The organism is Adhaeribacter sp., from assembly GCF_057359045.1.
This window is the reverse complement of sequence record NZ_JBMQUD010000156.1, coordinates 60066-81712: the sequence shown is the minus strand read 5'-3', so window position 1 is coordinate 81712 and position 21647 is coordinate 60066. Positions and strand designations below refer to the sequence as shown.

General features: G+C 43.8%; 24 protein-coding genes. 8 read left to right on the top strand and 16 right to left on the bottom strand.

The annotated features are described in order from the left end of the window. From ACO1R6_RS24325 to ACO1R6_RS24290, 8 genes are all read right to left on the bottom strand, one after another. A partial coding sequence (locus ACO1R6_RS24325; RefSeq protein ID WP_486268296.1) for a trimeric intracellular cation channel family protein occupies positions 1 to 295 on the bottom strand: 295 nt, incomplete at its 3' end. A gap of 191 nt (positions 296 to 486) precedes the next feature. After that, positions 487 to 846 (bottom strand): iron chaperone, encoded by a 360-nt coding sequence (locus ACO1R6_RS24320; RefSeq protein WP_486268294.1) that lies wholly within the window; start codon positions 844 to 846, stop codon positions 487 to 489. 179 nt (positions 847 to 1025) lie between these two features. Then, a complete protein-coding gene (locus ACO1R6_RS24315) occupies positions 1026 to 1787 on the bottom strand; it encodes an SDR family oxidoreductase (RefSeq protein ID WP_486268292.1) in 762 nt (253 codons plus the stop codon). Between the two features lie 80 nt (positions 1788 to 1867). Next, on the bottom strand, positions 1868 to 2428 hold the full coding sequence (locus tag ACO1R6_RS24310; protein WP_486268291.1) for a Crp/Fnr family transcriptional regulator: 561 nt from the start codon (positions 2426 to 2428) through the stop codon (positions 1868 to 1870). 195 nt (positions 2429 to 2623) lie between these two features. Further along, positions 2624 to 3019, bottom strand: a complete 396-nt coding sequence (locus tag ACO1R6_RS24305) for a hypothetical protein (protein ID WP_486268289.1) — start codon at positions 3017 to 3019, stop codon at positions 2624 to 2626. Positions 3020 to 3086: 67 nt separating this feature from the next. Continuing rightward, positions 3087 to 3713: a hypothetical protein gene (locus tag ACO1R6_RS24300; RefSeq protein ID WP_486268287.1), complete on the bottom strand. Its 627-nt coding sequence runs from the start codon at positions 3711 to 3713 to the stop codon at positions 3087 to 3089. 324 nt (positions 3714 to 4037) lie between these two features. Continuing rightward, entirely contained in the window at positions 4038 to 4565 is a 528-nt protein-coding gene (locus ACO1R6_RS24295; protein ID WP_486268285.1) for an NADH-quinone oxidoreductase subunit B, read from the bottom strand. A gap of 67 nt (positions 4566 to 4632) precedes the next feature. Beyond that, a complete protein-coding gene (locus tag ACO1R6_RS24290) occupies positions 4633 to 5142 on the bottom strand; it encodes an NADH-quinone oxidoreductase subunit A (RefSeq protein ID WP_486268283.1) in 510 nt (169 codons plus the stop codon). Positions 5143 to 5634: 492 nt separating this feature from the next. On the opposite strand from ACO1R6_RS24290, the gene ACO1R6_RS24285 reads away from it, so the two are divergent. Beyond that, positions 5635 to 7059 (top strand): thioredoxin-like domain-containing protein, encoded by a 1425-nt coding sequence (locus ACO1R6_RS24285; protein WP_486268281.1) that lies wholly within the window; start codon positions 5635 to 5637, stop codon positions 7057 to 7059. Positions 7060 to 7307: 248 nt separating this feature from the next. Continuing rightward, positions 7308 to 8213 (top strand): L-serine ammonia-lyase, iron-sulfur-dependent, subunit alpha, encoded by a 906-nt coding sequence (sdaAA, locus tag ACO1R6_RS24280; protein WP_486268279.1) that lies wholly within the window; start codon positions 7308 to 7310, stop codon positions 8211 to 8213. A 2-nt stretch (positions 8214 to 8215) separates the two neighbouring features. Here sdaAA and ACO1R6_RS24275 read toward each other — a convergent pair whose 3' ends face one another. From ACO1R6_RS24275 to ACO1R6_RS24245, 7 genes are all read right to left on the bottom strand, one after another. After that, a complete protein-coding gene (locus ACO1R6_RS24275; RefSeq protein WP_486268277.1) occupies positions 8216 to 8884 on the bottom strand; it encodes an SdpI family protein in 669 nt (222 codons plus the stop codon). Between the two features lie 7 nt (positions 8885 to 8891). Beyond that, positions 8892 to 9152, bottom strand: a complete 261-nt coding sequence (locus ACO1R6_RS24270) for an autorepressor SdpR family transcription factor (protein WP_486268275.1) — start codon at positions 9150 to 9152, stop codon at positions 8892 to 8894. Positions 9153 to 9282: 130 nt separating this feature from the next. Continuing rightward, positions 9283 to 10116, bottom strand: a complete 834-nt coding sequence (locus tag ACO1R6_RS24265; protein ID WP_486268273.1) for a glycerophosphodiester phosphodiesterase family protein — start codon at positions 10114 to 10116, stop codon at positions 9283 to 9285. Between the two features lie 325 nt (positions 10117 to 10441). After that, positions 10442 to 11824, bottom strand: coding sequence for a LutB/LldF family L-lactate oxidation iron-sulfur protein (locus ACO1R6_RS24260; protein ID WP_486268271.1), 1383 nt, complete (start codon positions 11822 to 11824; stop codon positions 10442 to 10444). A 194-nt stretch (positions 11825 to 12018) separates the two neighbouring features. Beyond that, positions 12019 to 13686 carry a M28 family peptidase gene (locus ACO1R6_RS24255; protein WP_486268269.1) on the bottom strand — a complete coding sequence of 556 codons (1668 nt, stop codon included), beginning with the start codon at positions 13684 to 13686 and terminating at the stop codon, positions 12019 to 12021. A gap of 32 nt (positions 13687 to 13718) precedes the next feature. After that, the gene (gene ispF, locus ACO1R6_RS24250) at positions 13719 to 14198 is read right to left on the bottom strand and encodes a 2-C-methyl-D-erythritol 2,4-cyclodiphosphate synthase (RefSeq protein ID WP_486268267.1); all 480 of its coding nucleotides are present in this window, start codon (positions 14196 to 14198) and stop codon (positions 13719 to 13721) included. A gap of 267 nt (positions 14199 to 14465) precedes the next feature. Then, on the bottom strand, positions 14466 to 15731 hold the full coding sequence (locus ACO1R6_RS24245) for a M16 family metallopeptidase (RefSeq protein ID WP_486268265.1): 1266 nt from the start codon (positions 15729 to 15731) through the stop codon (positions 14466 to 14468). 173 nt (positions 15732 to 15904) lie between these two features. Here ACO1R6_RS24245 and ACO1R6_RS24240 point away from each other — a divergent pair, with 173 nt between their 5' ends. The 4 genes from ACO1R6_RS24240 (at position 15905) to ytxJ (ending at position 18978) form a co-directional block, all read left to right on the top strand. Further along, entirely contained in the window at positions 15905 to 17884 is a 1980-nt protein-coding gene (locus tag ACO1R6_RS24240) for an alpha-ketoacid dehydrogenase subunit alpha/beta (RefSeq protein ID WP_486268263.1), read from the top strand. A 105-nt stretch (positions 17885 to 17989) separates the two neighbouring features. Next, positions 17990 to 18247, top strand: coding sequence for a hypothetical protein (locus ACO1R6_RS24235; RefSeq protein WP_486268261.1), 258 nt, complete (start codon positions 17990 to 17992; stop codon positions 18245 to 18247). Positions 18248 to 18269: 22 nt separating this feature from the next. Then, complete coding sequence (locus ACO1R6_RS24230) at positions 18270 to 18620, top strand: hypothetical protein (RefSeq protein WP_486268259.1); 351 nt, start codon at positions 18270 to 18272, stop codon at positions 18618 to 18620. A gap of 16 nt (positions 18621 to 18636) precedes the next feature. Continuing rightward, a complete protein-coding gene (gene ytxJ / locus ACO1R6_RS24225) occupies positions 18637 to 18978 on the top strand; it encodes a bacillithiol system redox-active protein YtxJ (RefSeq protein ID WP_486268257.1) in 342 nt (113 codons plus the stop codon). An 86-nt stretch (positions 18979 to 19064) separates the two neighbouring features. On the opposite strand, the gene ACO1R6_RS24220 is transcribed toward ytxJ, so the two are convergent. Beyond that, complete coding sequence (locus ACO1R6_RS24220) at positions 19065 to 19472, bottom strand: OsmC family protein (protein ID WP_486268255.1); 408 nt, start codon at positions 19470 to 19472, stop codon at positions 19065 to 19067. Between the two features lie 70 nt (positions 19473 to 19542). On the opposite strand from ACO1R6_RS24220, the gene ACO1R6_RS24215 reads away from it, so the two are divergent. Next, positions 19543 to 20307 (top strand): hypothetical protein, encoded by a 765-nt coding sequence (locus ACO1R6_RS24215; RefSeq protein ID WP_486268253.1) that lies wholly within the window; start codon positions 19543 to 19545, stop codon positions 20305 to 20307. Between the two features lie 259 nt (positions 20308 to 20566). After that, positions 20567 to 21454, top strand: a complete 888-nt coding sequence (gene lipA, locus ACO1R6_RS24210) for a lipoyl synthase (RefSeq protein WP_486268298.1) — start codon at positions 20567 to 20569, stop codon at positions 21452 to 21454. Positions 21455 to 21647: the final 193 nt, after the last annotated feature.

Below are 21647 nucleotides of genomic sequence, written 5' to 3'. Positions count from 1 at the left end.
GCCCAATAGAATCGAACAAAAACAAAGTATTGCCTAACCGGAAGATTACATTTTTAAACAGCAAAGTAGCCAAAAGGGCAACTCCCGTGGCCAGAAAATATTTACTGTCCAGCATCCAGAAGGGCGTTAACCCCAGGAGCAAATCCCGGGTGGTACCGCCGCCAATAGCAGTTACCAGGCCAATTATATAAGCGCCTACCCAATCTATGTTTTTACCAGCCGCTAACCGTATGCCGCTAATGGCAAATGCCAGGGTGCCGGTTAAATCAAGTATGGTTATAAAAATGTTTTCCAAAAGAATTATTAGTGAATGTATTTGTAAAAGAAATTATTCTCTTTCTATAAAGCATAAGGTTTACGAACGGGCTCGTGTATACCTTGCGCCTGGCCATCAGCCCAAGTATGGGGTAAAGGTAAAAATAAAATGGCAACCGCCGTGATTCACTTAACCAAGCAATTCCGTGTAGCTGCCGTTAGCAATTATTGCTATTTACTTTTTTGTTCATTTTCGGCCAATCTAAATCTCACTATACTTTCAACTAATTCGTGCGGGATATCATCAAAAGGAAATTGAACAGAGCCTTTTCCTTGCTTGTACTTTGAGAGCTCCTGCGCAAACTGGGAATGGCCGGTTGGGGTAGCATAAAACCCGATATGATTTTTGAAAGCGGCAAAATACACTAATGGTTTTCCGTTAGTTTTATAGGCAGGCATTCCATAAGAAATACTCTCTACGGCGTTTGGCGCATTTTTTATAACTATTGCGCGAAGCGCTTCCAAAATAATTTGAATTTCTTTTGGGAATATTTGAATGTATTCGTCAACAGTTTGAAAATCAACTTTCATCAGTATCTCTTTAGGCTATTTTCTAAATGACCGCTAACGTTCCGGGGCTTGACGTTCAAGCAAAATCTTAACCACAAAACTGCAAGCGAAGAACCAAATTTCAAATATATCAAAAAAGTTAAGGCGAGGCACAATGCCCCGCCTGACCGCCAAACCCATGTTACAGGCTGTGTTTTTTGTTACCAAGGTATTTCGCCTGTTTCGGGATTGGTTTCTTCGCAAAAGAATTTTCCGGTTACGCCGTCATTGCCAATTAAGGCATATTTTACAATGCGTTTTCCTGCGTCTTCTATTGTTCCTGTTCCACGATTGTTATTGAAATCAGTTTTAGTAAATCCTGGACTTACAGCGTTTATTTTGAAATTTGTGTCTTTAAATTCATACGCTAAATTCACGGTATACATATTGAGTGCCGATTTTGACGACAAATAAACGGCACCTTTGTGGTTATAGTATTTGTAAGTTGGGTCGCTGTGCAAGGTAATAGAACCTTGACTTGAACTTACCATTACAATTCTTGGTTCGTCCGATTTTTTGAGTAAATCCAAAAAAGCTTGCGTTACCCTAACTACACCGTAAACATTGATTTCGTAAACCTCCTTAAAAATTTCAACGCTTGTGTCTGCTGCTGTCTGCGGAATATAATTTCCGTTCTCGTCAGATTTTACACCCGAAATTCCCGAATTGTTTATCAAAACGTCTAACACGTCTGTCTTTTTACCAATCTCTAAGCGTGCATTTTTTACCGAATTGTCATCGGTTACGTCTATTTGAATGGCTTCTACATTAGTTAGTCCTTCGGATTTTAGTTTCTCTGCTGCTTTTTGTCCGTTTTCAAAGTTTCGGCTTCCAAGATACACATAAAACCCTTGTTGTAATAATTGTTTGGCAACCTCAAAGCCAATGCTTTTGTTCGCTCCTGTGATGAATGCTTTCTTCATTTTTTGTTGATTTAAAATTTGATACTTCAAAGTTGCTACAACAAAAAATGAAATGGTTTAACAAATGGTAAAAAGTGATTTTAGCGAATATTTTTCCTGATTCTGCTTAACGATTGTTGCGTAATTCCGAGATAAGAAGCGATGTAGGAAAGCGGCACCCGATTAGCAAGTGTTGAGAATTTATTCAAAAACGCCATATAGCGCGTTGTGGCATCTTCTGCAACCAATGAACTTCTTCTGTCCAATTTTTCTATTAATGCTCTTTGAAAGATCTTGTTTGAAATGTTGTCCCAACCGATAATTGTATTAGAAAGCTCGTCCCATTCCTGTTGCGAAAATACAATGAGTTTACAATCCGTAACCGCCTGAATATATTCTGTCATTGGCTCGCCTTTGTTCGGATTTGAAAACAAGTGGTTTTCGTCAACAAAATACTTTGTAATTTCTTCGCCTTTGTTGTTGTAATAGCAAATACGTAAAACACCCTCTAAAATATAAACGAATTGGTTAAACACTTTTCCTGCTTCTGCAAAGTAATCGTCTTTTTTAAGTTCTAATTCGGTAGTTTTACTTGCAACCAAGTCTATTTGCTGTTGGTTTAAATTCCCAAATTGCAATAAATAATTTATCAGTTCTTTCATTGTTGCAAAGTTACCAAAAGGCGTTAGTTATGATTTACCATTTGGTAAAAAGTGTTGGTTTGTCTTGCTAATCGTTACTGCCATTGTTAGGCGGTTGTCTGTCGGGATAACTTTTTTAAGGGTCGGATTGTGCGGTCGTCTAGCATTACCTGTAACGGTTGGGCTAAAAAGCGCTTTAGTGATTTTTAGGTGTGGTTATACAGTGTTTTTATTCCAAGCCCCAGAATTTCTAATTCCAATTAGGGACATTTTTAGAGCTTCTTCAAAATCTGTTGTTTCACCAGTTACATATGCATTTTCCCAAGGAGCATTTTCTTTAGGAATTAAATAATCTACTCTATAATTCCCCTTTTGACCAATAATTATTACAGACCAGTCACCTTCATAAGTTTCAGTTGCCATTAAAACAAGTCTGTAATGACTTGTCAATCCCCAAATTTCTAAGTTTGGTAACTTAAGTTCAATTCTTTTTATCCATTCCAACATAGCTATACCAATTTCTCTTGTTGTAAAGTCAGTATCTTGAGCTGCTGCTGAATAGAATTCAGTTACTTCTCTTTCTTGCTGGGATTTGCTGGAAATTATTGGCATTTAAATTTTGTATAACGTGCTGGGCTAAAAAGCGCTTTAGTGGTTTTTAGCTTGTGTTGGCGGAAGTTTACCATATTTTCCACCAAGGTTTAGGCTGATTCGTTTCGGAATCTGAACTCTGAGGAACTATAGTTTTTTCATCTGACTTCTGTTGAATTACAGTTTTATCATCTGGAAACCTGTCATTGTGAAACTGCAATACCGCTTTAAATAAATCTAAAACTTTAGTTTCCTTATGATAAAGTGTACTTAAATAAAAAGCGGTTATGCTTAATTTATTTTTAGAGAAGCTATTGAAATTCCTTTCAACGAAATCTAAGACTTGACCTTTAAATTTTGAATGGTATCTACCTAGTTTCAAAAGATAATCTAATGCAATATCACTTTTTTTGTTATCATCAGATAATATCATATTTTCTAGGTAAGCTATATTGCTATTTTCATATGCAAACCCGATTACAGAAGTTATGGCATGAAGAACGGTACTTTTGAGCTTTAAATCTGTATCCCCGAAACCTTCCTCATAAATATAAATATCAGAGACTTGATTTAAATCCTCATTTTTTACAATTTCGTCCATCCATACAAAAGCATCAACGGCCATAACACTTTTATCTGATTCTTTTCTTAATAGTATTTCAGAAGAATCTATTATTTTTTTATAAATATTAGAGTTAATTTCTTCTTTATTCATTTGGTTCTTCTTTAAATTACCGCCAACTACCTGATATATGGAGTTATTCCGTTTAGCCTATCATTTTTAGACGGATATATGGAATAAAGTTCCGGTTATCTGTACTTTGAATATAGCATGTTTATTCCGTTTATCCACCTAAAACTAACGGATAACCGGAACCGGACTAACGAATATACTATATAGAATTAAATATATAAGAGAAAAGACAGGATATTTCAGCGCATAAGGGTAGGCTTTTGCGGGTACAAATAAGTGCTTGCAAAAGATGATGTATATAGCCAGCACTAACGTATGCCTGGTAAATCTACGGTAGGCTCGTTTTTAGGTGGGTTGGTTTTCTTGGGCCAGTAATTGCTGTACGGCCACGGGTGCAAGTAAACTTTCGTTTCGGATTTTTTCCTGTAGTTTCATAAAACCGCCAATTAAAGCTTCGGGGCGGGGCGGGCAGCCGGGTATGTAAATATCAACCGGAATAATGCGGTCTACGCCTTTAACCACGTGGTAGCCTTGTTCCCAGTAAGGCCCGCCGCAGTTAGAGCAGTTACCCATCGAGATTACGTAGCGGGGTTCCGGCATTTGCTCGTAAAGCCGCCGGATACGGTCGGCCATTTTAAACGTAACCGTGCCCGAAATAATAATTACGTCTGATTGCCGCGGCGATGCCCGCGGAATAATTCCCAAACGGTCAATGTCATACCCCGACGACCAGGCACCCATCATTTCAATAGCGCAGCAAGCCAAACCAAACTGCATGGGCCACAGCGCCGAAAGCCGGGCGTAATTGAGCAGGTCATCGAGCTTGGCAATTATTATATTGCCTTCACCATCTTTGTCGCGGGTAAAACTCATAATATAGCTATTAGCGATTAGTGTTTAGCTGTTAGCTTAAACAATCAAATATTTACGGGTTCGGTATTTAAACATCTGCTGGTTTTTCTTTTTGGCGGATGCTGTATTGCCGTTCATTTACCTGTTGGTACAAACTGGCGGGTACCGGCGAGTGGCTGGTTGGTAATACAGGTTTGGGCTTAATCCAATCGAGATGGCCTTTAACCCAGGCGTAAGCTAAACCCAGGGCCAGAATCCCGATAAATAAACCCATTTCTACTAAAGCAAACCAGCCCCATTGGCCACCGGTAGCTTCTATTAAATCGCGCCGGCCAAAAACTACTGCCCACGGAAACATAAACGCCAGTTCTACATCAAAAATAATAAATATTAGTGCTATTACGTAAAACCTAGGGTTAAACTGCACCCACGAGGTACCTACGGCTTCTTCGCCGCACTCGTAAGTACTTAGCTTTTCGGCATTGGGTTGGTTAGGCCTAATTAAGCGCGCCGTAAAAAGCCCGATTATAATAAAGATGGCTCCTCCAATGAGAAAGAGCAACAGCGTGCCAAAATCAGAAAAATAACCAGGAGCCATGTGCGTTCGTTTACCGCTGCAAAGATAACGGGTATTATACGTTTTTGCTTTAAAAATATTGCCGGCGCCAGGTTAACTATATTAGAGTATGTTTAAATTTAGTAGAATCAGTCCAAATCCGTCATTCCGGAAGAATCTTCTGATTAGGTAACCCATAAGATTCTTCCGAAATGACGGAGATTAATGGGAGAAAGAGGCCATTTTATTCCGCTTTTTTAATTGTTTAATAAAATTAAAACAGGCTCTTTATTTATTGCTAAAACTACTTTTTTTTAAGTGGTTAGGCTAAATGGTTGTGTAGCCCAATAATTGCAGCTACTTACCTATAAATAATTTCTACCTGTTTTTCTAAATGAATAAAAGTGTTTTTTAACCGCGTAGCTTTTATATGGGCGCAACATTTAGCCCGCTATTGCTGTTTTATAACCAGCTTATTTATTACATATTTATATAGATATTCCTGCATAAAATACTTTAAAAGAACCTGAACAGATGATTACCGGACGTGTGCGTGCTCCCGAAATTAGTTCGAAGCACGATTGGCTGAACGCAGATATAAATTATTCCCTGAAAGATTTCCGGGGCAAAATTGTATTGCTCGATTTCTGGACCCTGGGTTGTATTAATTGCCAGCATATTTTACCTGATTTAAAGAAACTGGAGCAGGAATATCCTACCGAACTGGTGGTTATTGGCGTACATTCGGGTAAGTTCGATGCCGAAAAAAATCAGCATAGCATCCGGAAAGCCATTTTAAAGTATGGCATTGAGCACCCGGTAATAAACGACGCCGATTTTGAAATTTGGCGGCAATATGCCATTAACGCCTGGCCAACCGTAGTTTTAATTGATCCGGACGGAAATGTGATTGGCCAGAAAGCCGGTGAAGGCGTTTACGACGTAGTAAAACCCAACCTGGAAGGGTTAAAGAAAGACTTTGCCGCAAAACTAAACCCCGCAATATTCCCGTTTCAGCGGGAGCACGAAACTATTTTAAATACGCCCTTGCGCTTTCCGGGCAAGATGGTGGTGGCCGAAGACAATACGTTCTTTTTGTCGGATAGCGGGCACAACCGCATTTTACACCTAAACCCCGACGGCGAAGTTTTAGACATAATTGGCACCGGCGAAGAAGGTTTCGTTAATGGTAATTTTACGGAAGCTACTTTTAACCAACCCCAGGGCCTGGCTTTGCGCGGGCATATTTTATACGTAGCCGACACCCGCAACCATGCCATCCGGCTAATAGATTTGGTGGAAAAAGTAGTACTTACGGCCGCCGGCACCGGCGAAATGGGTTATTATTTTAACCAGGATAAGTACGACGAACCCGTAAACCCGAATAGCCCCTGGGACTTGGCCCTGGCCGGCGAGGTAATGTACATTGCCAATGCCGGAAACCACCAGGTATTGCGTATGGATTTGCGTACCGAAACCGTGTGGCGTTTTGCCGGCACCGGTCGCGAAGCCCTGGTAAACGGCCCTTTGCGCGAATGTAGTTTTAACCAGCCCAGCGGTTTGGCTTTGGCCGGTAATTTCTTGTACGTAGCCGATGCCGAGGCCAGTGCAATCCGGGTAATAGATTTGGCAGCAGGTACGGTAAATACCCTGGTAGGGCACGGCCTTTTCGATTTTGGTGATTTAGACGGAGCCGCTCAGGTAGCCCAATTGCAGCACGCCGTAGGTATAATCTCTCTGGGTAGCAACTTGTACATTGCCGATACTTATAACGGTAAAATAAAAGTTTTGGACCTGGAGCGCAAAAGGGTTAAAACGTTGGTAGGTGGCCTAGACGAACCCAACGACGTGAAATTTATAAATGGTTTTATGTGGGTTACCGATACCAACCACCACCAGTTGCTAAAAATTAACCTCGAAACCGGCGAAAAGCATCTGGTCCCAATCCTGATGAAATAAATTATATCGTTAATTCCTTTAGCTGAATGGAAACCCCAAGGCTTATCTATGCTTTGGCCGGGTTCCTTTATTTAGTATCCTGACGCTAAGCCACAGCATCTAAAATTAATCGCCTATATTAGCGGTTGTACCCGTATAATATTAGCCGGGTTTAAACGTGAGTTGTATAAGTAAAATATTTATTTACTTATTCATAAGTGAAGGTCTAATGTTTAAAATCTAGCATCTAATATCTAAATATAAAACCAATGTCGTTGTTATTTCAGGATTTTGTGAGTTGGGCGAAACACTGCCAGGCTACACAAGAACCACTTTACCAGGCCGTACTTCAGTACGAAATAGAACAGAAAGGCCGTACCGAAGCGTATATCTGGGAAAATATTTCCCGGGCTTATGATGTAATGCGCGATGCTGTTAAAACCGGTTTAACCCAAAACATGACTTCGCGTTCGGGCATGGTAAATAACGGGGCTAAAAAAGTAGCCGCTTCGCCGGTAGTGGTGTTGTCGCCAGATTTTCAGTTGCTCATTGCCCGGGCTTTGGGGGCCAAAGAAGTAAACTCCTGCATGGGGCGGGTAGTGGCGGCCCCTACGGCAGGCGCTTCCGGCATTTTGCCCGGTATTTTAACTACCCTGCAGGATATTCATAAAATTGAGGACCGTAAAATACACGAAGCTTTGCTGGTAGCGGCTGGTATTGCTTTAATTATAGAAGAAAATGCCTCGTTGGCTGGTGCGGTAGGTGGTTGCCAGGCCGAAACCGGCAGTGCCGCCGCCATGGGGGCCGGGGCCATTGTGTATTGCCTGGGCGGTACGGTGCAACAGGTATTTAATGCAGTAGCTATTACCATCCAGTGCATGTTGGGGCTCATTTGCGATCCGGTAGCCGGTTTGGTAGAAGTACCCTGCATTGTGCGTAATGCCAGTGCGGCTGCCATTGCTTTTTCATCGGCGCAAATTGCCATAGCCGGTGTAGACCCAGTAATTCCGGTAGACCAGTGCGTAATGGCGCTGGGCGAGGTGGGGCAGAGCATGGAAACCCGTTACAAAGAAACCGCTCTGGGCGGATTGGCCAATACGCCAGCAGGCCGGGCCATTGAAAAACAAGTGCTGGTGCAAGATATTCAGATATTGCCCGATACGGCCCCGGAATAAAATTATTCCGGTTTACGGGCCGGCAATTCTGGTTGGTTTTTATATACAATGTAAGAATACACTACCGGTACTACGGCCAATATACCAATGTACACAAAAAATGCCCACGGGTGATTTTTCTCCCAAAAGTTGTACAAAAGCATCAACAAGGAGCTTAATACCCACAACGATGCCGTAAACCGGTGCGTTTTCTGCCAAACGTAATCGCTGCTTAAAGTCCAGGGTGTTTTTATGCCAACAAAGTAATTGCGCCGTACGGTACCCAGGTAATTGCCTAAAATTAAGAAAAGCCCGATTACCCCGTATCTAATTACCAAATCGGCCTGAATTTGGTAACCCAAAGCGATAAAGCCAATCAGCATAAATAAGTAAGTAAAAAACAAGTGCAGCACTATTTGTATAATGTGCCACTTGCTTTGAAACAGTTCGTAGTTCTGCCGTTTGGGGTCGAGGTGGGGCAGGAGCACAAATAACCCAAATAAAGCTACATTAATAGCCGCCAGGCCCAGCAGGCTTAATTTACTGCCGTAGCCATCTACTTCGCCGTTTAAGCTCCAGTGTATCGGAACCCGATTGGGTAAATCTTGCCAGAACATGGCCAGGAAAACAAAAGGTAAAGCTATTATTACCAGGCGCAAGCTTTCTTTTTTTAACCAGCTAAAATTTTGCATGTTAATTCTATTTAGATTTTAGTATATCCAGCATCCATTCTACCAGCTCTTCAAAAACTGTGGTATTAAGCGAGTAAGAAATAAACTGGCCCTGTTTTACTGCTATTACTACGCCCGCTTTTTTAAGTAAATCCAGGTGGTGCGAAATGCTGGGTTTACTTATCGAAAAAGCATCGGCTATTTCGCCGGCCGTAAGATCTCTTTCCCGCAATAAATCAATTATTTTGCGGCGGGTCGGATCGTCCAGGGCCCGGAATAAAGCGTTCATGTATTTAGATGTTTGTCTAAATGTCTAAATAAAAGCCTGAAATAGCAAATGTGTTTGGCCTAAGAGAGTAATAGCAGTTATAGTTGTTATAAGAGGAATTGTAGCGTTTAGCTTGGGTAAGGGTAGTGGTTTATTCTATGGCTAGTTTAGAAATATTATCGGTGAGTACGCCATCTACCCCACTAGCCAGGAGGTCGTTTATGCTACCGGCATCGTTTACGGTCCAGACAAAGGTTTTAAAACCCCGGTTATGCAGGTGTTTTACAAAGCTTTTGGTCGCAAAATAACGGTGCGGATTAATGGCCGCCGCCCGATCGTACTGATCAAATTGACCCCAACGCAGGCGATGGTCGAAGTAAAGAGGCAATAACGGTACCTTACCAATAATGAGCTTATGCGTGGGTACAGCAAACTCATTTTTCCAGATATTTTGAAGGACTTCGTCGTAAAAAGATTGAATAATACACCATTTCTGAGCCCGGTTCTGATGAATCAGGTCGAGGGTTTTGGCTTCTATGCCGGTATAAAAATTATCGTTGCCCTTCTTGATTTCAATTAAAAGGTTTTTGCGGCCTTTTACTAGTTTAAGTACTTCGGCTAAAGTAGGAACCCGCTCATTTTGGTAAGTAGAATCGAACCACAACCCGGCGTCTAACTTTTTTATTTCGGCTAAAGTAAGGTCGGCAATGTCGCCTTTGCCGTTGGTGGTGCGGTTTACCGAGGCGTCGTGCATGAGTACCAGTTCGCCGTCTTTGGTTTGGTGTAAATCTATTTCAATAAAATCGGCCGGGCTATCCAGCGCTTTCCGGATGGCGGCCAGGGTATTTTCGGGGGCAACATCAGCCGCTCCGCGGTGTGCTACTAACGATACTTTTCTTTTTTGTTGTAATAGCTGTATTTTTTCGTTAGCGCCTGTGCTACAAGAAAAAAAATAAAAGCCAAGTAAGCCCATCAGCCCAAACACAAGGCCTGTACGGTATTTTTTTAACCATAATGTATGTAATTGCCCAAACATGATTACGCTATTGCCGGTAAGCAAATAAAAATAATTTAGATACTATATATTAATCAAAATTTAAATATTTTTTATAGAATAAACCAAATATAAATACAGGCTTTACACAGGTAAATATTATACAAAGCCTAACCTTAACGGTAAGCCAATATTTTACTTTTAGCAACTGGGCATTAGGTTAAATAGGGGCTAAGCGTACTACAAAATAATGGGCGGCATTGGGTTGGTAATTACACAAATAAAAAGCCCCGGTACTAATTACCGGGGCTTTTTATTATTTATGCTTTTGGTGCTCGTTCCAAAGGTCTTTAAATGTTTTGGACGGTGCTACCAGGGGTTCTCGTTTTTTGGTCCAGGTGTCTTTTAATATTAAACGTAAGCCGTAATTCTTAAGACCGGTAGGTACCAGGTTTACCCACTTTTTATGTTGCATGGCCATTTCCCATACCCGGAAAGTAAGTTTTTCCTGTTTATCAGCGTGCCCTTCGGCTACACTTTGCTGGCGGTTTAAAAGCAATAAATTATGCAGGTTAATTTTTACCGGACACACCGAGGTGCAGGCTCCGCACAAAGAACTGGCATAACTCAGGTGCTTGTTTTCGGCCATGCCGTTGTAATGCGGCGAAATAACCGACCCAATAGGCCCGCTGTAGGTAGTTTCGTAGGTGTGGCCGCCAATATTTTTGTACACCGGGCACACGTTCAGGCAGGCCCCGCACCGGATACAGTTCAGGGCTTCGCGTTTTTCGGGTAAAGCCAGTAAATCAGTGCGACCGTTGTCGAGCAAAATTACATACATGTCTTCGGGGCCGTCTTTTTCCTGGGGCTGCCGCGGACCGGTAAAAATAGTGTTGTAAACGGTTACCTGCTGGCCGGTGCCACTGGTAGAAAGCAAAGGCCAGAACAAATCCAAATCGGTGAGGCTGGGAATTACCTTTTCAATGCCTACAATGGCAATATGGGTTTTGGGGAAAGCCGTAGATAAACGGCCGTTACCTTCGTTTTCGGTAACAGCTACGCCGCCTACATCGGCAATTAAAAAGTTACCGCCGGTAATACCCACTTCGGCCGAGGTATATTTATCGCGCAGCAAACGCCGGGCCGTGAGTACCAGTTCCTGGGCATCATCGGTAGGGCGGATTTTAAGTTTCTGCACAAACAAATTGGCAATATCTTTTTTAGACATGTGCATGGCCGGCGTTACAATGTGGTACGGCCGCTGGTCGGCTAGCTGCACAATGTACTCGCCCAGGTCAGTTTCAATAGTGTCGATGCCGTGCTTACCCAAATATTCGTTCAGGTGGATTTCTTCGGTCGTCATCGACTTAGATTTTACCACTGTTTTTACGCGTTTGCGCTGCATAATGCGGCCAATTTCGCGTAAAGCCTCGGCCTGGTTTTGTGCCCAGATAACTTTACCGCCCCGTTGCGTAAAATTGCGCTCGAACTCGGTTAAATATTTATCAAGGTTATTAATTACGTTGGTTTTAATGTACGAGGCCCTTACCCGTGCCAGCTCGTGGTCCTGGTACTGGTGCAGGCCGTTTTTAACCGCCGCATTGTATTTGCCAATATTGTATTTTATTTTCTGGCGATGGTCCAAATCAAAGGCCTTGGCCTCGGAGTCCTGCAGAAACTGTTTTAATTTTAAACTCACTGTTCTTACGGGCTAGCTAAATTATTTTAAAATTGTTTTGAGAACCTGGGCCGGCAATATTTATCTGTTTAATTTAAAACTACCGTGGTAAACTTAAAATTAAGGATAATATTGCTGGCCTGGTTTGGCTGAGGTAATTAAATTTACTTCTCTAAATTGCTGAGCCGTTTGCTATTCATTAAAACTGATTAAAGCTACTTTTTATTGCTGTCTACTTTTATCCGTTCGTCGCGGTTAACTAATTCCCAGGCGGTGTAAAAAGCTAAACGCGTTACTTTTTCGGCACTCGGGAATAATATTTTATCTACCTCGTCGCTAGGTTGGTGGTAGTCTTGGTGCACGCCGTTAAAGTAAAAAATAATGGGTATGCGGTGCTTCGCAAAATTATAATGGTCGGAGCGGTAGTAAAAGCGGTTGGGGTCGTTCTCGTCGTTATAAGTATAATCGAGCTTTAAGTTTACGTGTTTTTGGTTGGCTTGCTCGTTTATTTGGTGCAGCTCCGAAGAAAGTTTATCGGCCCCGATTACATATATATAGTTGCTGTCTTTGGCTTTTTCGTGGGCACTATCCATCCGGCCAATCATATCAATATTGATATTGGCAATGGTGTTTTCCAGCGGAAAGATCGGGTTCTCCGAATAATATTCCGAGCCCAGTAATCCTTTTTCTTCGGCGGTTACGGTCATAAACAAAATGCTGCGGCGCGGCCCGTGGCCGGCTTTTTTAGCTTGGGCAAAAGCTTCGGCCATTTCCAATACCGCTACCGTACCGGAGCCGTCGTCGTTGGCGCCATTAAATATTTTATCGCCGGGTAAGTCGTTGTCAACGCCCACGTGATCATAATGGGCCGTAATAACGAGTACTTCGTCTTTTTTATCGGTGCCTTCTAAAAAGCCGAGTACGTTCTCGGTGGGTAAAGGCACAATATTGCGGGCGGTTTTAATTTTAACATTTTTGGCTACGGTAAAATTGCTGGGCGCCGGTTTATTGGCTTTGGTAACGGCCGCAGCGTAAGCAAATACTTTTTCGGGTGTGGTGCCCAGCAAAGCCGCGCCTATTGCCGGCGAAACGTAAATACTGGCCGTAGGGGTTTCTGCATCTTTTTCTTTTAAAGCAATGGTAGCCCGGTGCCCATAACTGCGGTAACGCTGGGTAGCCGTGTTAAATTCTTCGGCGTTGGTGCCGGTAATTACCACCACGCTCTTGGCGCCCAGTTTGGCGGCAGCATTGCGCTTGGTGCGCGGGTCGTTGCCCCAGTCCGATGCTTTGGGGGTGCCGCTTATCAGGTAGTTGCCGTTGCTGCTTTTGGGTTCGCCGGCCAGTATCACCACCATTTTGTCTTTTACATCCAGGTTGGTATAATCCGAATATTTAGGGTCGTTAATGCCATAACCGGCAAATACTACTTCGGCAACTTCTTCGGTTTGGTACGGCGAACTGCCCGACACAAAAAAGTCTTGCTGCATAATATATTTTTTGCCGCCAACGGTTAGGTAGCCTTCGCCCCAGGAGCTTTTTTCTAAGTCAAAAGATTGGTAAAACGGATTGGTACTGTTTTTTACCGGACCCATTAAACCGTGTTGGGTAAATTCTTTTGCAATGTAAGCAGCAGCCATTTTCTGGCCTTTCTGACCAGTATCGCGGCCTTCGTATTCGTCGGAAGCCAATATATGCAGGTGGCGGGAAAGATCGGCGGCAGTAATGGTGGTCGCATATTGTGTAGCCAGAGTGCTAAGCTCGGTTGCCGAGGCATTCGCATTAGTAATAGCGGTATTTTTGCCGGAACTACCGGTAATATTTTTGGTAGCACACCCGGTACCCAGGGCCGCTAGTATATATATAGATAAAAGAGAACGCTTCATGTTTGTTGTTTTGTTTGTTGTCTGTTTTAAGATTAAGCTTTGTAAATCAGTACGGAGGCATAAGCCGCTACACCTTCTTTGGTACCTACAAAGCCTAACTTTTCGGTAGTGGTGGCTTTTACGGAAATATCGTCTTCGGGGAGGTCCATTACTTGCGCCAGGCAGGTTTTTATAGCCGGAATATGCGGATTTACTTTAGGCTCCTGCAGGCAAACGGTAGAATCGATGTTGCCAATGCGGTAACCTTTTTGAGTGAGTAAATCTACTACGCGGCGCAGTAAAATTTTAGAATCGATGCCTTTGTATTGCGGGTCTTTGTCGGAGAAATGATAACCAATATCGCGTAGGTTAGCGGCCCCCAGCAATGCATCACAAATTACGTGAATCAGTACGTCGGCATCGGAGTGGCCCAAAGCGCCGTGCGTGTGCGGTATTTTTATTCCACCTAGCCAAAAATCGAGACCTTCGCGTAATTGATGTACATCGTAACCAAAACCGGTTCTTATATTCATAAAGCTTTTGTTGTTAATAATAATTAAAAAAATACCGGAAGCACCGGGGAATAAGTGTTGTTAAAAAATACGGGCCATATTGGCGCTAACCCCATCCTAAAAAATAATCTGCCCGGTATAACGGCAGCATAAAAAATATTGGGTTTAAACTAATTTTTAGGCTGAATATTTACTTTTTAACAAACAGTTATGTGCCCCTATAACTACCGGCATTTTTACTTAAACGCTGCCGGTAATGTATAATTGCCAAATTTTACCTCCTGTGGCTTACAGGCTTTCCGTTGCGGCCTCGGGCTGCGGTTCGGCGTAATAAAAAAGGGTGGCGCAATTGGTAGGGCGTAATATATTTTGGGCTTGCCGGCGAACTTCGTCGGTGGTAATGGCTTGTATCTTTTCGCCTTCCAGGTTTACCAGGTTAGCATCGCCAAGCAGTTTGCTGTGCGCCAGGTTCATGGCCCGGTTCAGCAGTTCTATTTCGGAAAATACAATCGACGATTCGGCCTGGTTTTTAACTTTGGTCAGTTCTTCTTCGGTTACAAATTCTTCTATTAAAATCTGGTTTATTTCTTCAATGGCGGCATTAGCAACCTGGGCATCTACGCCTTCGTTTAGGCGGCCTTGCACCACCAGTAAGCCCGTATCGTTAGAACCCGTACAAGAAGCACTAATCGAATTAAATAATTTTTGCTCTTTTACCAGCTGGCTGTATAACCGCGACGATTTTCCCCGGCCCAGAATATCGCCTAATACATCGACCGCATAATAATCGGCGTGGGTGCGGCCGGGCATTAGGTAGGTTTTATAAATACCAGTAAGCGGTACTTTGGCGGTATGTTCCTGTACCACGGCCTGGGTCCGGAGGGGTTCGGTGGGCAACTGGCGCAGGTATTTTTCGCCGGACGGAATGGGCCCAAACCATTTTTGGGTAAGTTCGCGGGCTTTTTCAAAAGTAATATTGCCGGCAATTACCAGAATGGCGTTGATGGGCGAGTAATGCTTCCGGAAAAAATTACGGACATCTTCCATACGGGCATCGGCAATGTGCGCAATTTCTTTACCAATAGTAGGCCATTTGTACGGGTGCACCTGGTACGACAACGGACGTAGCTTTAGCCAAACATCGCCGTAAGGCTGGTTCAGGTAGTTTTGTTTAAATTCTTCTATAACTACTTTGCGCTGTACGTTCAGGCCGTTTTCGTCGAAAGCCAGGCCCAGCATCCGGTCCGATTCTAGCCAGAAACCAGTTTCAATATTTTGGGCAGGTACAGTTAAATAATAATTGGTAATATCGGGGCTGGTAAAAGCGTTGTTTTCGCCGCCTACTTTTTGCAGCGGCTCGTCGTAGCTGGGTATATTTACCGAGCCGCTAAACATAAGGTGCTCAAATAAATGGGCAAATCCGGTCTGGGTTTCAGCTTCGTCTTTAGAGCCTACGTCGTACAGCACATTTAATACGGCCATGGGCGTGGTAAAATCTTCGTGTACCACTACACGCAAACCGTTATCTAAGGTAAATTCTTTATAATTTATCACTGAATTAAATCTCGCTTACTTAAAAATAATATTTTAGGGCCACCAAGGTGCTACAGGCCTAACCTTAAACGCAATAGTGCGGCCAAATTTGTACAAAAATCCACATTTAAATCAAGAGATTCAATATTTGGTGATTTTTACTTTAATTTTGATTTTCTTTTTAAGTTTATTCCATGAATTTTAACCGCAAACAATACACCGACGACGATTTACTGGCTTTATACCGGGGCATTTTGTTGCCCCGCCTGATAGAAGAAAAAATGCTGATTTTATTGCGGCAGGGCCGGATAAGTAAATGGTTTTCGGGCATTGGACAAGAAGCCATTGCGGTAGGATCTACGCTGGCGCTGGAGCCAGACGAATATATTTTGCCATTGCACCGCAACCTGGGGGTATTTACCGGCCGCCAGGTACCTCTGGACCGTTTGTTTGCCCAGTTTCAGGGTAAGAAAACCGGTTTTACCAAAGGCCGCGACCGCTCTTTTCATTTTGGTAGCCGCGAGCACCACATTGTGGGCATGATTTCGCATTTAGGGCCGCAACTGGCCGTAGCTGATGGTATTGCCCTGGCCGATTTATTAGATAAAAAAGAAAAAGTTACCCTGGTGTACAGCGGCGACGGCGGGGCCAGCGAAGGCGATTTTCACGAAGCCCTAAATGTAGCGGCTGTCTGGAGCCTGCCAGTAATATTTATGATCGAAAATAACGGGTATGGTTTGTCTACACCCAGCAGCGAGCAGTTTAAGTTTTCGAGCTTTATTGATAAAGGCCCGGCTTATGGTATTGATACCCTGCAAATAGACGGCAACAACGTGGTAGAAGTGTACGATACCATCCGGCAAACAGCCGCCAGCATCCGCAAAAATCCGCGCCCAATTTTAATTGAGGCCGTTACTTTCCGGATGCGCGGCCACGAAGAGGCTTCCGGCACCAAATACGTGCCGCAGGAACTCTTTGAAAAGTGGACGAAGAAAGACCCGGTGGATAATTTCAGGAGATATTTATTTGATGAAATGGTTCTGACACCGCGATTAGAAGCGTCTATTCACGAAGAACTTAGGGGAATGTTGGAAGATGGGCTGGAAAAAGCATTTGCCGTACCAATGCCCGAAGCGGATGAGGCGGAAGAAATAGCTGATATGTACAGGCCTTTTACCCCGGAAATAATAGAGCCGGCCACCCCGGCCACCACCGAGAAACGTTTTGTAGATGCTATTTCGGATGGGCTGCACCAAAGCTTGGAGCGCTACCCCGAACTGGTACTAATGGGGCAAGATATTGCCGAATACGGTGGAGTTTTTAAAGTTACCGAAGGTTTAGTGGAGAAGTTTGGCAAGGCCCGCATACGCAACACGCCGCTTTGCGAATCGGCAATTGTGGGCATTGGTTTGGGTATGGCGGTAAAAGAAAAGAAATCGGTCATAGAAATGCAGTTTGCCGATTTTGTAACCTGTGCCTTTAACCAAATTGTAAATAACCTGGCTAAATCGCATTACCGCTGGGGGCAAAATGCTGATGTGGTTATCCGGCTGCCAACCGGGGCGGGTACGGCTGCCGGTCCATTTCATTCGCAATCGAACGAAGCCTGGTTTTTTCATACGCCCGGTTTAAAAATTGTTTATCCATCCAGCCCGTACGATGCCAAAGGCTTGTTAAATGCCGCCATTGCCGATCCCAATCCGGTACTTTATTTCGAGCATAAACTATTATACCGCTCGGTAGCCAGCCATATTCCCGACGATTATTACACCCTGGAAATTGGTAAAGCCAAACTGGCCACCGAAGGCTCGGATATTTCGATTATTACTTACGGGATGGGCGTGCACTGGGCAACTCAATTACTGCAAACCATGCCCGAAGTAAGTGCCGATATTCTGGATTTGCGTACCTTGCTGCCCTGGGACCAGGAGGCTGTTGCCGCAACGGTAAAGAAAACCGGCCGGGTGCTTATTTTGCACGAAGATACTTTAACCGGGGGCATTGGGGCCGAAATCAGCGCCTGGATAGCGGAGCACTTATTCCGGTACCTGGATGGCCCGGTACTGCGGGTTGCCAGCCTGGATACTGCCGTACCGTTTGCGCCAGCCCTGGAAAAACAGTTTTTGCCGGTACAACGCCTGCACGAAAAAGTAGCGCAGCTGCTTCGGTACTAAGAGGTTCTTTACAACGTTTACTATAGGCGTATAGGTATATTTGGGTATTTAGGTATCCTTATTTTTTATTTGTATTTTTAGTATATTTGTATAATCAGATTTGTTTTGATAAAGGTAAAAAAGTTATTTCCGCTACTACTTATTACCATGTTGGTGCTGGCGGGTTGCCGCAGCGGTAAAATTCCTTGTCCTAAATTTGGCAGCGGTAAAAAACTGGCTTTTTTAAGTAGCAAGGGCAGCGGCGGTAAAGCCAGTGAGGGGCCTATGGGCGAAAAAGTTACCTACGACAAAAACGGACTACTTAAAAAAAATAAATACAAGTATTTGAGAAACAAACCCAAACGGAAGAAGTATAAAAAATAGGGTATTTTAAAGGTCTGGTATTATGCAAAAAACTTTTACACCGTATAAAAAAATTATTTTTACAGCCTTAGCGGGGTTAAGTTGGGTAGGGCTGGCAGCGCCGGCCTGGGCACAAACCACTTATACTACCCCCGCTAACTTAAAAGCCGAAGCCCGGAAGAATAAAAAAGAAGCGGCGGCCTATGCTGCTGATTATAAAGAATCGCATCTGAACGTAGCTAATTTTACGTATAAACGTGGTGTTGCCGGGCGCCGGGCTGTAGCGGTAGAAGAAGAACCTACCGATTATACTTCTGATAAAGAAATAAACGCCCTGTACGCATCGCCTAAAAAAGAGAAGAAGCTTTTAAAAGAGAAAAAGCGGAGAAGATAAAAGCTGAAATAATATTATGATTAACTGGAAGTCTTTAACCCAACAAGAACAGATACAAGAAATAATAGCCGAATCGAAAGAAACGCCGGTTGTAATATTTAAACACAGTACATCTTGTACCATAAGTGCTACGGCCAAAGGCCGGCTGGAGCGGCAATGGGCCGATGCTGGCCTGGAAGGCGTAAAACCTTACTACCTCGATTTATTAGCGTACCGGCCCATATCTAACCTGATAGCGCAAACTTTTGCGATAGAGCACCAATCGCCACAACTTTTACTTATTAAAGATGGCGCTTGCCAGTACGATGCTTCGCACTTAGGTATAAATCTAAAAGAAGTAAAGAAAAATATAGCGTAATTCAGCTATATTGTTTAAATTAGGTACAGCAACAGCCCACATACTAAGAGGTGGGCTGGTTTCGTTATCAGCAGTAACCGAGTAACTTAGGTGTACTTAAAAGTTACTGTTTGTTTGATATCCGGGTGCAGGCTAAGGGCTACCGGACAGGTGCGGGCTGCGTTTTCGAGCAAGGCCCGGTCTTTTTCCGAATAGTTGTTGGCCGGCATGGTAAAATGCAGGATTACTTCGGCTATCCGGCGCGGGTTAGCGGCCATTATCTTTGTTATGGCAATATGGGTGCCATCAATGTTTAACTGGTGGCGGTCGGCGACCATACCCATAATGGTGGTCATGCAGCTACCCAAAGCGGCACAAACCAAATCCGTCGGCGAAAAAGCTTCGCCGCGGCCATTGTTATCTACGGGGGCATCGGTTATAATGGTGTTGCCAGAGGCATTGTGGGTAGCGGTTGTGCGTAACTGGCCGGTATATTCGGTGGTAATGGTACTCATACGCTGCGAACTAACTTTTTTATAGTTCGTAAATTTAAATAGATTTAGCTAAATATTAAATTTATCTTTTGTGTTAAAACTTAGACTCCTCTTTTTTTCTTTTTTATGGGTAAGTACATCGGCCTGGGCGCAACAGCAGCAACAGCAGGACGAAGATGTTTACCGGCGGGAATTTAACTACGGAATTAATTTTAATTCCAACGGCGGGCTTATTGGCGGCGGAATGATTAAAGCTTCGCAGTATCTAAAACCAAATTGGTCTAAATTCTGGGCTTTGGAAATAGTAGAAGTAAAGCACCCAAAAGAAAAAGGTAACCGGGTGTACAGTCAGGATACCGGTAATTCTTTTATTTACGGTAAAAGCAATTATTTATACGCAATACGGCCAGAGTATGGCCGGGAGTACGTCTTCTTCCGGAAAGCGCCTGAATCTGGGGTGCAGGTAAATGGTATATTTGCTGGGGGGCCTACTATTGGCTTAATGGTGCCTTACCAGATTATTTACGATTATTCTACTGGCAGTGGCCGGCCGGGCAGCGGACTAGTAGATTACCGCACCGAGCAATACGACCCGGATAAACATAGCAGTAATGAGCGCATCCGCGGCAATGCTAATTTTTTATCGGGTCTGGGGCAAACCAATTTTAACCTGGGGGTACATGCCAAAGCCGGTTTAAGCTTTGAATACGGCCGCTACCGCGAGGATGTAACTGGCGTAGAAGTAGGTTTCTTGCTCGAAGCATATCCCAAAGAAATGGTTCTGGTACCACGGGCTACCAATAGATCCTTATTTTCTTCAGTGTACCTGGTGCTGTATTACGGTCGGCGGAAATAAGGAGCTGTATTTGCATTGATTTAGCAATTTTATACGCAAAAGAATAACCCCGGCTGGTAAATAATACCCGTTGGGGTTATTCTTTTTAAATAATATCTATTCATTTCTCAAGTGGCGGTAATGGGATGTAAACGCAACAGAACTTTTGTGCGCCATTTCTGTTTTCTATTTATGAATGCCTTGTGCAATCTTTCCGGACTCCTAAAGGTTGCATAGTAGACATTAACAGATATATGTTTATCTTTGTATTATGAATGAGATGGTACTATTACCGGTAATTCAGCCGGAAGCAGCCCAACCAGCCAGACCGCGCAAGCCGGATTGGCTCCGGGTTAAATTACCCGTCGGGAAAGAATATGCCCAGGTGCGTAGCCTGGTAGATCAATATAAATTACACACCATTTGCGAGAGCGGCAATTGCCCCAATATGGGTGAGTGCTGGGGGGCTGGTACGGCCACCTTTATGATTCTGGGCAATATTTGTACCCGCAGTTGCTCGTTTTGTGCTGTAGCCACCGGCCGGCCCAACGAGTACGATACCGATGAGCCGCGCCGCGTAGCTGAAGCCATTAAATTAATGGGGGTAAAGCATGCTGTTATTACCTCGGTAAACCGCGACGAATTAAAAGACCGGGGAGCCAGTATCTGGCACGAAACCGTGGTGCAGGTAAAGCAACTATCGCCCGAGACTACAATTGAAACTTTAATTCCGGACGTAAAAGGAAACTGGGAGGCCTTGTACACCATGATTTCGCCGGGGCAGGAAGTGGTATCGCATAACATGGAAACCGTGGGCAGCCTGTACCGCATGGTACGGCCCCAAGCCAAATACGACCGCAGCCTGGAGCAGATTAAACGCACCAAAGAGTACGGTAAACGCACCAAATCGGGTATTATGTTAGGTCTTGGCGAAACCAAAGAAGAAGTATATACCGCTATGGATGATTTGGTAGCCAATGGCCTGGATATTTTAACATTAGGGCAATATTTGCAGCCTACTAAGCGCCACCTGGAGGTAGCCGAATTTATTCACCCGGATTTGTTTGCGCACTACCGCGAAGAAGGTTTAAACCGGGGTTTAAAATACGTGGAGTCTGGCCCGCTGGTGCGCTCGTCGTACCACGCCGAGCGGCACGTACACGTTTAATATTTTTTTCTTTTTTTGTTTTTTTTAGAGCCTCTGCCCCACGGAGGCTCTTTTTTTATAAGTTGCCCAAGGGTAAATGTTAAATTGTATGCCGTTCTAAGGCAAAATGAGGGTGGTTGGGTCAGCTACAAACATGCCTACGACACTGCTAAGCGCTTTATCACAGTCATAAGCATCCGCCAACACCTAATTT